The sequence below is a fragment of the Nitrosospira sp. Nsp11 genome (assembly GCF_900142705.1).
Classification (GTDB): domain Bacteria; phylum Pseudomonadota; class Gammaproteobacteria; order Burkholderiales; family Nitrosomonadaceae; genus Nitrosospira.
The window spans coordinates 74,572-87,180 of the sequence record NZ_FRBV01000008.1 but is presented as its reverse complement, the minus strand read 5'-3'; the positions used below and the strand labels follow the sequence as shown (position 1 = coordinate 87,180).

The window sequence follows — 12,609 nt, the reverse complement described above, 5'->3', positions numbered from 1 at the left end:
ACAATAGTTTAATTCCGATACATCTCTTCAAGGAGTAAAGCTGGTGTCGAAAAAGATAGTCATTCCAGCATCGCGAGTTCGTCAAGGTGCACTCGTCCTTTACACAACCTCAATGAAGGTTAGAGACTTGCTTTTAGATGGGTTCTACAGTGTAGAGACGCTCGATCCGGAGGACAGCAGTGACAAAGGGTATCAACGCCTTCTTAACAGGGCGCGCGCCAAAAAACTCGCAGATTACATTGTTAAGGGGCAAGATAGACAAGATGCCTTTTTGCCGACCTCGATCTTCCTTGCTACTGATAAGTTTATTGAATACAACGAGACAAATAACACCATTGAAATTGGTATTACGCTTGTTGGGCCATTCAGTGTCGTTGATGGGCAGCACCGTCTTGAAGGTTTGAAGATGGCGGCCGAAAAAGATACTCGAGTTTTGGATTTTGAGGTTCCGGTTAACATCGCTGTGAACCTTCCGAAAATTGCACAAATGTGCCACTTCCTCATTGTTAACACTACGCAGAAGAGCGTGGATAAATCCGTTGAGCAGAGAATCATTGCTCGGTTGACCGATGCGCTAGATGTGGAGGACTTGCCTAGTCTTCCCAAGTGGATCTTGAACACTGTTCAGAGGGGCGAAGTAGATAAAGCTATCAAGTATGCAGACTACCTAAATGAAACCTTTGACTCCCCCTGGTTCGGAAAAATTCAGATGGCTAATGCAGACTCAGATGATGTCACCATAAATCAGCGTTCGTTTGTGAAAGCAATCGTTAAGTATGTTCTAACCGCTAACAACCCCGTCTCCATCATTTTCAGAGATATTGAAAAAGAAAAGCGGGTATTTTTGAATTACTGGAAAGCGATTCAGCGTGTACTTGACAATGGTAGCTCAAGCATCTTGTACAAATACAATGGCGTTGAACTTTTTTGTAAGTTTTCAATTCCGTTTTTCATGAAGCTTCAAGACCGTGGCAGTTTTACTGTTCCCACAATGGAGGAGCTTTTACGATCTTGCTTTGACAACGTGGAAGGCGACTATACAGGTGTTGGTCATCCCGACTGGTGGGCTAGGGGCGGCACAGCAAGCTTCTTAAATGCCGGCGCAATTAATGTAGTCTCGCAAGAGATGTCAAAAGCACTTCATAAGGCATCAATGAACTCTCCAATGGAACTATGAAAGTATCCGCGCTGATCCCTCGCCCAGCCAGGAGTGAGCCGTTCAGACGAAACAGAGAACGGTTCATTCCTGAAAACCAGGGTTGCTACGTTTTGACCACCTTCGATAGCACAGTCCTGTATATCGGTTTGACTACTAATCTTCGTCGTCGCATTATCGACCATCTTGACAGCAATCAAAAGACGTTGCCAACTGCAACTGGCAGAGCTGTTTTGTTTTTTTGGATTGAAAGCAACGAGATTAACAAGATTGAACGAACATGGCTCAATACTCACATTCAACACGAGGGAGCAAAACCAGTGTTGAACAAAATCTACTCTCCCGTGTCCGTCTAAGCACGACGATGGATTCTTTCACCCATTAAAATAAAACCGATATGCAGAAGTACATCCTAATCAGCCTCATCAACTTCTAAGGCAGAGAGATATTTATGGGCATTGAAGAAGATAGAGCTGAATTTAATTCAGCAGGGATTCGCAGCCTTCGTCGGCAACTTATGAGGCAAGAGACTGACCTGCCCCCTGAAGTTAGCCACATAGGGCGGTAGAATCCTAGTTTACAAATTGGTGATGTGAGTCATGAACTCGAGGGTGTGATATCACCCACCGAACTGTGCAGCCGATTTGAATTGTATCTTTCCACCAAAACTCGATAAGAATGCGTGCCCTTTCCCAGGTCAAGAACCAATGGTCGTTCAAGCATTCATCCCGGAAGCGCCCGTTGAAGCTTTCGATATAGAGATTCTGCGTTAGTTTCCTGGCTGAATGGATGAGAGCTTCACACCACGACACGAGCCCATGCATCCAGCGCCAGGCTGGTGAACTTCGGTCCGCAATCCATCCGAATCATCCTCGGAAGTGAACGATACTTGGCAATGCTATCTAATATCCGCACCACACGCTGCCCCGAGATCGAGGTATCCACCTAAATGACGATGCTCTCCTGATGAAGTCATCCGCTACATTCAGGCATTGGACGTTGGTGACTTCGTAACGCGGGTGTATGGAAAATGAGTTTAAAAATGCTGGAATGACTTCACACTCATTTGGCTAATTTTTTCTTCAATATCTCGTTCACTTGCGCGGGGTTCGCCTTGCCTTTGGCGGCCTTCATTACCTGGCCGACGAGTGCATTAAAGGCTTTCTCCTTGCCAGCCTTGAATTCCTCAACGGATTTCGAATTGGCAGCAATAACGTCGGCGATCAGTTTTTCAAGTTCGCCCGAATCCGAGATCTGCTTCAATCCCTGCGATTTGATGATCTCGTCGACAAGGTTCTCAACCGGTTCCGAATCGTGGCGCTTCCAACCCCCAGCTTGCTCACCGGACTGGATCCACATTTGTCTCAATACTTCCTTCCCCATCTTTCCCGAGATTGTGCCATCTTTGATACGCGTTAGAAGTTGCACGAGTTGTGCCGGAGACAGCGGACAGTTATCAAAGAGCTTTCCTTCATTATTGAGATAACTGGATATTTCGCCCATTACCCAGTTTGCGCAGAGTTTTGGATCAGATGGAAGCTTATCTGCAACCGCGTCGAAGTACTCCGCAATTTCCCGATCGGCTGTCAGGGCCGCCGCATCATAAGCAGAAAGCCCATAGTCGCGCTCGAGGCGAATTCGCATTTGCTGTGGCAGTTCCGGTAGCCCGCTCTTCACTTCAGCGATCCAGCTTGCAGGGATTTCCAGCGGCAACAAGTCCGGATCGGGAAAATAGCGGTAGTCCTGCGCATCTTCCTTGCTTCGCATGGCACGGGTTTCATCCTTTGCAGGATCGTAGAGGCGGGTTTGCTGATGGATGGCGCCGCCGTCTTCCAGGAGCGCTATCTGGCGTCTGGCTTCGTAATCGATAGCCTTCTCGAGAAAACGGAACGAGTTGAGATTTTTTATTTCGCAGCGAGTGCCAAGCCTGTCCGATCCTTGTGGTCGCACGGATACATTGGCGTCGCAACGGAAGGAACCCTCCTGCATATTGCCATCGCAGATGTCGATCCAGCGCACCAGCGAATGCAATGTTTTGGCATAGGCCACCGCTTCGGCGCTACTGCGCATATCCGGCTCAGAAACGATCTCGAGCAGAGGCGTGCCCGCACGATTCAGATCGATGCCGGTCATGCCGTGGAAATCCTCATGCAACGACTTGCCCGCATCTTCTTCCAGATGTGCCCGGACAAGACGTACAGTTTTCTCCGTTTCCCCCACATGAATTGTCACGTTACCGCCTTCAACGACGGGCAATTCATATTGACTGATCTGATAGCCTTTGGGGAGATCAGGATAAAAGTAATTTTTTCGGGCAAAAATTGATGGCGAATTGATTTTTCCCCCAACCGACAGACCAAGCTTGATTGCCCGGTCAACCGCGCCGTGATTCAATACAGGCAGCACGCCCGGCAGCGCCAGGTCGACCGCGCAAGCTTCTGCGTTGGGCGCCGCGCCGAAAGCGGTCGAGGCGCCTGAAAATATTTTCGATCGGGTCGAGAGCTGCGCATGGACTTCAAGACCGATAACGATTTCCCATTGCATTGCGAGAATCCCTTTTTTGGAATAGTACTTAAATTGATCCGGCAATTATCGGTACGATATACCAGCCGAACTCGCCGTCCAGGGTTGGAAAGCACGCCATAGCGGGTTTTGAACCGGATGCCGGATCAAGCCCCGGAATGGTGGAATCATCGTATTCTCATGACGATGAAGCCGAGTCCGATACGATTCAATACGGGCTCAATTCACTCTTGGGATCCGGCAGGCATCTGCATATGCCAGTCGGTTACCCGTTGGTATTGATGTGCCACATTCAGCATTTGTGCTTCCGTAAAATAATTGCCAACGATGTGCAATCCCACCGGCCGGTTTTTATCGCCAAAGCCAACCGGGATGGACATACCGGGCAAGCCGGCCAGGTTGACGGAAATGGTGTAGGCATCGGATAAGTACATTTGGACCGGGTCGCTGCTTTTTTCTCCGAGATCGAATGCAACGGTGGGCGAAGTCGGCCCCATGATGATGTCACACTGTTTAAATGCCTCGGCAAAATCCAGTGCTATCAGACGGCGCAGCTTCTGGGCCTGAATGTAGTATGCGTCGTAATATCCGTGCGACAGCACGTAAGTTCCGATTAGAATGCGGCGCTTCACTTCTGCGCCAAAAGCCTGCGCGCGGCTTTTCCGATACATATCATCGAGGTCGATATACTTGGGAGCACGATAGCCGTAACGCACCCCATCGAACCGGGATAGATTGCTCGACGCTTCCGCTGGGGCCAGCACATAGTAAACAGGTACCGACAGCTTCGTATTGGGTAGCGATACTTCCACTGTTTTTGCGCCAAGCTTGCGGTATTCCGCGATAGCGGCTTCCACCGCGCGCGCTACGTCATCGTTTATTTCCTTCACGAAATATTCTTTCGGCAGGCCGATACGCAGCCCTGCGAGCGGCTTTTCCAGCTCGCGCACGTAATCTTCCGCCTCACGCTGCAAACTGGTCGAGTCGCGTGTATCGAATCCGGCCATGACATTCAGCATCAACGCCAGGTCTTCTGCTGATTTCGCCATCGGACCGCCCTGGTCGAGACTGGAAGCAAAGGCAACCATACCGTAGCGCGAAACCAGCCCATAAGTGGGCTTGATCCCGGAAATGCCGCATAGCGCAGCCGGTTGACGAATTGAACCGCCCGTATCCGTGCCAGTTGCGGCGGGCGCCATACGTGCGGCAACGGCACAAGCCGAACCGCCCGAACTTCCACCCGGCACGGCCGTGGTATCCCACGGATTCCTTACCGGTCCGTAATAGGAGGTCTCGTTGCTGGATCCCATGGCGAATTCATCCATGTTGGTTTTGCCGATATTCACCGCCCCTGCCGCATTGAAACGCTCAACCACAGCAGCATCGTAAGGGGAAATGAAATTGGACAACATTTTCGATCCGCAAGTGGTGAGCCACCCCTTGGTACAAAAAATATCCTTCTGGGCGATCGGAATACCGGTAAGCGGCCGGGCGCCGCCGGATGCGATAATCATGTCCGCGGCACGCGCCTGATTGAGGCTAGTCTCTTCATTGATGGTAATGAAAGCGTTGTAACCTGGGTTTAACGCCTGGGAACGCTTGAGGAATTCGCCGGTCAATTCAGCGCTGGAGATTTTTTTCGCGGCAAGGAGCGTGGAAAATTGCTTGAGACTGGAGTTCAACATGTTATTCGCGGGGTGAAGCAAATCTTGCAAAAGGTTGCAAACGTGGAAGGAGAGTTCAGCGGCGGCGCCAGGCTTTACTCGATAACCTTTGGCACGAGGTAAAGACCCGCCTCTACCTGGGGCGCTATGGATTGAAACAACTCGCGCTGATCGACCTCCGTCACGATATCCGGGCGCAGCCGTTGCATCAAATCCTGTGCATGGGATACGGGTTTTATAGCCGATGTATCCACCGCCTGCATCTGCTGGATCAGGTCGAAGATACCCGATAACTGAGCCAGCGCGGCACTCGCCTCCTCCTCGCCGACTTCAATGCGCGCCAGGTTGGCGATGCGCTTTACCTCATCCAAAGACAGTGACATTAACCGCCAAATCCCTTATATTCAAATAGGTAATAGAGTATCATAGCCCGCCTGAGTGACGCATCCTTTTCCGCGCTTTATCATCGCCATCTGCAACGGATTTCGTAAACCATGCTTAATTTTATAAACAATAATGTATTGAAGGGTTATTTTTCGACCGATATGGCGATAGACCTGGGAACCGCCAATACGCTGATTTATGTGCGCGGCCAAGGTATTGTATTAAATGAACCTTCCGTAGTAGCGATACGCCAGGATGGGGGGCCCAACGGCAAAAAAGTAATTCAGCAGGTAGGGCTGGCGGCCAAGCAGATGCTGGGGCGGACCCCCGGTAATATCACCGCGATCCGTCCTATGAAGGACGGCGTGATCGCCGATTTCACCGTTACCGAACAGATGCTGAAGCACTTCATCAAGAAGGTAAATCCACCGCGACTGTTTTCCGCCAATCCCCGCATTGTAATCTGCGTACCTTATGGATCCACCCAAGTGGAGCGTCGCGCCATTCGCGAAGCCGCCTATGGCGCCGGCGCACGCAAGGTCGAACTGATCGAGGAACCGATGGCGGCAGCGATCGGCGCCAACTTGCCGGTCGAGGAAGCGACTGGCTCGATGGTGGTCGATATCGGTGGCGGCACTACCGAAGTGGGTGTGATTTCGCTCGGCGGCATCGTTTATTCAAATTCGGTACGCGTCGGGGGGGATAAATTCGACGAAGCAATCATCAATTACATTCGCCGCAATTACGGCATGCTGATCGGTGAAGTCACCGCGGAGCTGATCAAGAAGGAAATAGGTTCCGCGTTCCCGGGCTCGGAAGTACGGGAAATGGAAGTCAAGGGACGAAATCTGGCGGAAGGAATTCCGCGCAGCTTCACTATTTCCAGTAACGAAATCCTCGAAGCACTGACGGACCCGCTGAATAGTATCGTCAGCGCGGTCAAATCGGCGCTTGAGCATACGCTGCCTGAACTGGGTGCGGATATCGCTGAAAAAGGCATGGTGCTGACCGGTGGCGGGGCATTGCTAAGAGACATCGATCGCTTGTTGATGGAAGAAACAGGGTTGTCGGTTATCATCGCTGAAGATCCACTTACCTGTGTTGTGCGTGGATCAGGTGTCGCTCTGGAAAATATGGACCAGTTGGTGGGCGTTTTTGCCAGTGACTAGCGGGTTTTCGAGGACGTCCGGTTGGGTCCCGGCCGAGCGTACATTGAATCGTCCATCGTGAAACCCGAGAGACATGACGGAAACGAACCCGCGGTTTTTCAGGCATGGTCCCAGTCTGCTGGCGCGGCTTGTTTTTTTTGTAATGCTGTCATTAGTGCTGATGGCTGCCGACGCGCGGTTTAAATATCTTCTCGAAATTCGCCAAGCCTTCTCTACCGTGATCTATCCCTTACAGAAACTAGCCAATGTACCGGGAACGATCTATGACGGCGTAAGCGAGTTTTTCTTTAGCGGGCATCTGGCCGACGAGAATATTCATCTCAAGCAGCAGCACCTTGTCGACCGGGGCCAACTTCAGCAGTTGGGCGCCCTGGAAGCTGAAAATGCACAGTTGCGCAAGCTTCTGGAAGCCACGCAGCGGGTTGAAAGCAAGGCGGTGATGGCTGAAATCCTGCACGTACCGCGCGACCCATTTAACCGTAAGGTCATGCTTGATAAAGGTAGCCAAAGCGGAGTTCAGCCGGGTCAGGTGGTGGTGGATGATATTGGCGTGGTGGGGCAGATTACCCGCGAGTATCCATGGGCATCCGAAGTCACGCTTATTACTGACAAGGATCATTCGGTGCCGGTGCAGGTAGTGCGCAATGGCCTTCGTTCAGTGATATCGGGCACGGGAAAGGATGCGATGCTTGAATTGCGTTACCTGGCTGTCAACACCGATATACAGGAAGGAGACTCCCTGGTGACTTCCGGAATAGATGGGGTTTATCCACCTGGCCTCCCCGTCGCGGTGGTTTCAAAGATCGAACGCAATTCTACGTATGTCTTTGCCCGTGTTACCTGCACACCTGTTGCAGGAGTAGGTCATAACCGCCAATTGCTGATATTGTCCACGCTGACGCCCGTTACGGAAATTCCGGCGGAGGCGTTCGAGTTGAAGCCCGAGAGCAGAAAGCGAGAAAAAGGTGGCGTTCGCTGATCATCCCAAACATGAAATTCTGCGGCCTGTAAGGGGCTCGTTAATCGTCATCAGCCTGATGGTGACCTTATTGCTGAATCTCATGCCGTTAAAAGGTATAGCGCTAGCGTTATGGCCGGATTTCGTCGCCCTGGCGATACTTTACTGGTGTATCAGCCAACCGCAGCGTGTCGGTATCAGCGTCGCGTTTGGAATGGGCCTGCTAATGGATTTCGGTGATGCCAGCACCTTTGGCCAGCATGCCCTGGCGTATAGCATCATGGCTTTTGTCGCGCTGCTGTTCCACCGGCGCTTGAGCAATTTTGAATTGCTCAAGCAAGCTCCACAGATAGGATTGATATTGCTTTTAGGACAATTCGTCATACTTCTGACAGGGCTGCTGGATGGGTCCCATTTTCCCGGTTGGAATTTCTTTCTCGCGAGCGTTACCGGCACGTTGCTGTGGCCGTTTTTCTCTTCATTGCTGAGAATACCGCAGAAGCCCAGGTTTGAATCCGATGCCCGATGAGCCGTACAGTAGAGCTTCGTAACCATCCGCGTGAGTTGCAAAATTTCCAGTTGCGGCTTGCCTTCAGCGCGGGATTCGTGCTGCTGCTATTTCTTTTGCTGTTTGCGCGTTTCTCTTATCTCCAGGTATCGCAGCGCGAGCATTATCATACCCTGGCGGAAGCCAACCGGATATCCATCTCCCCTATCGTGCCCAACCGAGGCTTGATTTTCGATCGTAACGGTGAGGTGCTGGCGCATAACTACTCTGCTTACACGCTCGAAATCGTGCCCAGCAAGATTGGAGACCTTGAGGCTCTCATTAACGAATTGGCTACCGTTGTCGAAATAGCCGCGAGAGACCGCAAGCGTTTTAAAAAATTGATGGAAGAGAGCAAGAGATTTGAGAGCCTGCCCATCCGTACCCGTTTATCGGATGTGGAAGTCGCTCGTTTTGCAGCCAACCGCTATCGCTTTCCCGGGGTGGAAATCAAGGCCCGTTTATTCCGTCAATACCCTAAGGGCGAAAGCGCGTCTCATGTCGTCGGCTACATCGGTCGAATCAATGACAAGGATCTTGAGCGACTGGAAGCCAACAACGGCTTGGCCAATTATCGAGGCTCCCACCACATGGGCAAAATCGGTATTGAGCAGAGTTACGAAAAGGAACTGCACGGTATCACGGGATTCGAGGAAATGGAGACCGATGCGGCCGGCCGGGTAATAAGAGTTATATCCCGTACTCCAGCGATCTCCGGCAACGATCTGACACTTTCGCTCGATGCCAGATTGCAGGAGGTCGCCGAGAAAGCTTTTGGAGATCGGCGCGGCGCGCTGGTCGCGATTGAGCCTGCTACCGGCGAGGTGCTCGCGTTCGTCAGCAAACCGGGATTCGACCCCAATCTGTTTGTCGATGGCATTGATTCGGAAAATTGGGATTTACTGAATAATTCCATCGACAGGCCTCTAAACAACCGCGCGTTGCGCGGGCTTTATCCGCCGGGCTCCACATTCAAACCCTTCATGGCTCTGGCCGGTCTGGAGTTGAAAAAACGCTGGCCGCGGCACGCTATCAACGATTCCGGATATTTCAGCCTGCCCGGCAGCACGCACCGCTTTCGTGATTGGAAAGCCGGGGGCCACGGAGTTGTCGACCTGCACAAATCTCTGGTTGTGTCGTGTGACACGTATTACTACGGGCTTGCCAATGACCTCGGCATTGACAACATCTTCAATTTCGTCAGCCAGTTTGGATTAGGGAAGAAAACCGGCATCGATATCGAAGGAGAGGTTAGCGGCTTGTTGCCCTCACAAGAATGGAAAATGGCGCGGCACAAACAGAAGTGGTATGCCGGTGACACGATTTCAGTGGGCATAGGCCAAGGCTACAATCTGACCACTCCGCTACAACTGGCCTTTGCTACCGCAATACTGGCGGGGAATGGTACAGCGTTTCGTCCACATCTTGTGAAGCAGGTCCTGAATAACAACAAGGAGGTGGTGCGGGAAATTGCCAAGGAGCCCTTATATACGCTCAACCTCAATCCCGATAATTTACAGGCAGTGCGAAACGCGCTCGTAGATGTAACCCGGCCCGGGGGCACCGCCGCGCTCGCCGGCGCCGACGCCGCCTATGTGTTCGCGGGTAAAACCGGTACGTCGCAAGTAATTGGCATGAAGCAAGGGGAAAAATACGTAGAAAGCAAGGTCCGTGAACGTTTTCGTGACCACGCGCTGTTCATTACTTACGCCCCGGCCGAGAACCCCAAAATAGCGCTATCGGTATTGGTGGAAAACGGCGGCCATGGCGGGTCTACCGCTGCGCCGATCGCCAGGATGGTCATGGACTACTACCTCCTTGGCAAGCTGCCGAGCGAAGCGGCGGCAGAAGCTGTCGAGCAGAATGAAGAAGAGGACGAGCATGATTGAATCCATGCGCGTATGGCATTACCTTACACGTTATGTGGACAGCTTCCTGCTGAGCGGAATATTGCTGCTGATGCTGACCGGCTTGTTCACGCTGTATAGCGCAACCGACGCCAACCTCGGTCGCGTCACCAATCAGGCAGTCAATATGCTGGTCGCACTGGGCATAATGTGGCTGGTCGCCAACATTCCGTTACAACATATCATGCGCATTGCCTTGCCGATATATGTGGCTGGCATTCTCCTGCTGCTTGGGGTGGCGCTGTTCGGTGAGATAAACAATGGAGCCCGGCGCTGGTTGAACATCGGCTTTACCCGTATTCAGCCGTCCGAGTTGATGAAGATAGCCGTGCCGCTGATGATGGCATGGTATTTCGATAAACATGAAGCCACCTTGCGGCTGAGGGATTATGCGGTTGCAACGCTGCTGCTGATACTTCCCGTATTGATGATCGTGCGCCAACCGGACTTGGGCACTGCGCTGCTCATCGCATCGAGCGGTTTCTACGTACTGTTCCTCACAGGGTTGTCATGGCGCATCATGGGCGCATTGTTCGTCGTTGGGGCAGGAAGCCTGCCAATACTATGGTCGACGATGCATGATTATCAGCGAAGACGCGTCATGACCTTGCTTGATCCGACACAGGATGCGCTCGGTGCAGGGTATCACACCATTCAGTCCACCATTGCTATTGGCTCTGGAGGCATTCTTGGCAAGGGCTGGCAGCATGGTACCCAAACCCATCTCGATTTCCTTCCAGAGAGAAGCACCGATTTCATCTTTGCGGTATTTTCCGAGGAATTCGGGCTTATCGGCAACTCACTGCTGTTGCTGCTGTACCTGGTGGTAATCGGCCGCGGAATGGTTATCGCTGCCAATGCCTCAACCCAGTTTACGCGCCTTATCGCCGGCTCGATCACGCTGACATTTTTCACCTATATTTTTGTCAACATAGGCATGGTCATCGGTATCCTGCCTGTGGTGGGGGTACCGCTGCCTCTGATCAGCTACGGCGGTACATCAATGGTGACAATGCTGTTGGGATTTGGTATTTTGATGAGCATACAGACGCATCCCAAGTTGGTGAAGACGTGAGGAATATTGATTCGAGATCGAAATCCTTGTCGAATCCATTGCCCCCTCCTCGGCAATGGACGATCTGGATTATCGCGGTCTTTATTCTTACTTTCGTTAGCGGCTGCGGCACTGTCCTGAAACAGGATAAGAGAGGCAAGACCGGCACATCGACGCTCTTTGGCATTGGCCTGAAAAAGGGGGGTGGCTATTATCTGGACGATGGCCCTGGCGATAATCCACCGGCTGACCTTGCGTCCATTCCCGATGCCGTTCCCCGGGACGAGCCTTTGCGGCAGGCCAACATGCGTCCTTATGTCGCGCTGGGGAAATCATACGCACCCATGACTGTTCTGGAATCTTACAGAGAGCGTGGAATCGCTTCATGGTACGGCCGGCGGTATCATGGGCAAAAAACTGCCTCTGGTGAAGTCTATGATATGTATGGTATGACGGCAGCGCACACAACGTTGCCATTGCCCAGCTACGTTCGCGTCACCAACATCAGGAACGGGAAATCCGTAGTAGTAAGGGTTAATGATCGCGGACCCTTCCTTTCCGACCGCCTCATCGATCTTTCCTACACGGCCGCCTACAAGCTCGATGTACTGGGCGGCGGCAGCGCTTGGGTCGAAGTGGAAACCATCCTGCCGGGTTCCGGTCCTGCCATACAGGTTGCGTCAGCGCCTGCCTTTGCCACGAATACAGCCCGGACCTTTGCTACCGCCGCAGGTTCCCTCGCATCTGTTCCAGCATCCGCTATTGCCGGCGAAAAGACAGATGCGCCTGCTGCTGCAGGGCAACAGGAGGGAGCGGCCGGGCCGGGCTTGTTCGAAGTTGCATACTCACCCCTGGAATCAGGCACATCCATATCGGGGAGCACTGCTGCTCTCGCCGCCGCGGATGCAAGAGGCATCTATCTGCAACTGGGCGCGTTCAGCGCCTATGATAATGCCGATAATTTTCTTGCACGGATGCGCAGCGAACTTCCCTCAATCGATGCACTTGGTATTGTCCCGCAAGATGGCTTGTTCAAAGTCCATGCGGGCCCTTATCCAGATCAGGTGGTGGCAAGGCAGGCAGCCGACAAGATCGCCCGAAGCCTCTCCATTAAGCCGATGTTGCTGGTGCGGTAGCGTATCGATGGGAACGCGGGCGTATCATGCGCTTTAAGGCGGTATTCGCCAGTAAAGAAAACAAACGCACTACTTCAAGGCGTATCTCATAGCAAAATCTTTGTTCTCTTG

At 52.3% G+C, this 12,609-nt stretch carries 13 protein-coding genes; 8 read left to right on the top strand and 5 right to left on the bottom strand.

Going from position 1 to position 12,609, the window contains the following annotated elements:
• The first annotated feature begins 43 nt into the window (after positions 1 to 43).
• Both BUA28_RS10320 and BUA28_RS16440 read left to right on the top strand, forming a co-directional pair.
• Positions 44 to 1,177: a DGQHR domain-containing protein gene (locus BUA28_RS10320; protein ID WP_072768036.1), complete on the top strand. Its 1,134-nt coding sequence runs from the start codon at positions 44 to 46 to the stop codon at positions 1,175 to 1,177.
• Positions 1,174 to 1,512, top strand: a complete 339-nt coding sequence (locus BUA28_RS16440; RefSeq protein WP_072768035.1) for a GIY-YIG nuclease family protein — start codon at positions 1,174 to 1,176, stop codon at positions 1,510 to 1,512. The genes BUA28_RS10320 and BUA28_RS16440 overlap by 4 nt, the downstream gene beginning before the upstream one ends.
• 216 nt (positions 1,513 to 1,728) lie before the next feature.
• Here BUA28_RS16440 and BUA28_RS16435 read toward each other — a convergent pair whose 3' ends face one another.
• From BUA28_RS16435 to gatC, 5 genes are all read right to left on the bottom strand, one after another.
• Positions 1,729 to 1,980 carry an integrase core domain-containing protein gene (locus BUA28_RS16435; protein WP_072768034.1) on the bottom strand — a complete coding sequence of 84 codons (252 nt, stop codon included), beginning with the start codon at positions 1,978 to 1,980 and terminating at the stop codon, positions 1,729 to 1,731.
• Entirely contained in the window at positions 1,955 to 2,101 is a 147-nt protein-coding gene (locus BUA28_RS15570) for a transposase family protein (protein ID WP_143148497.1), read from the bottom strand. Before BUA28_RS15570 ends, BUA28_RS16435 begins: the two co-directional genes overlap by 26 nt.
• A 117-nt stretch (positions 2,102 to 2,218) precedes the next feature.
• Positions 2,219 to 3,700: an Asp-tRNA(Asn)/Glu-tRNA(Gln) amidotransferase subunit GatB gene (gene gatB / locus BUA28_RS10305; RefSeq protein ID WP_072768063.1), complete on the bottom strand. Its 1,482-nt coding sequence runs from the start codon at positions 3,698 to 3,700 to the stop codon at positions 2,219 to 2,221.
• A 203-nt stretch (positions 3,701 to 3,903) separates the two neighbouring features.
• Positions 3,904 to 5,364: an Asp-tRNA(Asn)/Glu-tRNA(Gln) amidotransferase subunit GatA gene (gene gatA, locus BUA28_RS10300; protein ID WP_072768033.1), complete on the bottom strand. Its 1,461-nt coding sequence runs from the start codon at positions 5,362 to 5,364 to the stop codon at positions 3,904 to 3,906.
• A 74-nt stretch (positions 5,365 to 5,438) separates the two neighbouring features.
• Positions 5,439 to 5,726 (bottom strand): Asp-tRNA(Asn)/Glu-tRNA(Gln) amidotransferase subunit GatC, encoded by a 288-nt coding sequence (gene gatC, locus BUA28_RS10295; protein ID WP_072768032.1) that lies wholly within the window; start codon positions 5,724 to 5,726, stop codon positions 5,439 to 5,441.
• 111 nt (positions 5,727 to 5,837) lie between these two features.
• Here gatC and BUA28_RS10290 point away from each other — a divergent pair, with 111 nt between their 5' ends.
• The 6 genes from BUA28_RS10290 to BUA28_RS10265 all read left to right on the top strand — a co-directional run bounded on the left by BUA28_RS10290 (position 5,838) and on the right by BUA28_RS10265 (position 12,498).
• On the top strand, positions 5,838 to 6,896 hold the full coding sequence (locus tag BUA28_RS10290) for a rod shape-determining protein (RefSeq protein ID WP_025041307.1): 1,059 nt from the start codon (positions 5,838 to 5,840) through the stop codon (positions 6,894 to 6,896).
• A 73-nt stretch (positions 6,897 to 6,969) separates the two neighbouring features.
• Positions 6,970 to 7,875 (top strand): rod shape-determining protein MreC, encoded by a 906-nt coding sequence (gene mreC / locus BUA28_RS10285; RefSeq protein ID WP_072768031.1) that lies wholly within the window; start codon positions 6,970 to 6,972, stop codon positions 7,873 to 7,875.
• Positions 7,862 to 8,383: a rod shape-determining protein MreD gene (gene mreD / locus BUA28_RS10280; protein ID WP_072768030.1), complete on the top strand. Its 522-nt coding sequence runs from the start codon at positions 7,862 to 7,864 to the stop codon at positions 8,381 to 8,383. Before mreC ends, mreD begins: the two co-directional genes overlap by 14 nt.
• Positions 8,380 to 10,290 (top strand): penicillin-binding protein 2, encoded by a 1,911-nt coding sequence (gene mrdA, locus BUA28_RS10275; protein WP_072768029.1) that lies wholly within the window; start codon positions 8,380 to 8,382, stop codon positions 10,288 to 10,290. The genes mreD and mrdA overlap by 4 nt, the downstream gene beginning before the upstream one ends.
• Positions 10,283 to 11,383, top strand: a complete 1,101-nt coding sequence (gene rodA / locus BUA28_RS10270; RefSeq protein WP_072768028.1) for a rod shape-determining protein RodA — start codon at positions 10,283 to 10,285, stop codon at positions 11,381 to 11,383. The genes mrdA and rodA overlap by 8 nt, the downstream gene beginning before the upstream one ends.
• Complete coding sequence (locus tag BUA28_RS10265; RefSeq protein ID WP_371915213.1) at positions 11,380 to 12,498, top strand: septal ring lytic transglycosylase RlpA family protein; 1,119 nt, start codon at positions 11,380 to 11,382, stop codon at positions 12,496 to 12,498. The genes rodA and BUA28_RS10265 overlap by 4 nt, the downstream gene beginning before the upstream one ends.
• Positions 12,499 to 12,609: the final 111 nt, after the last annotated feature.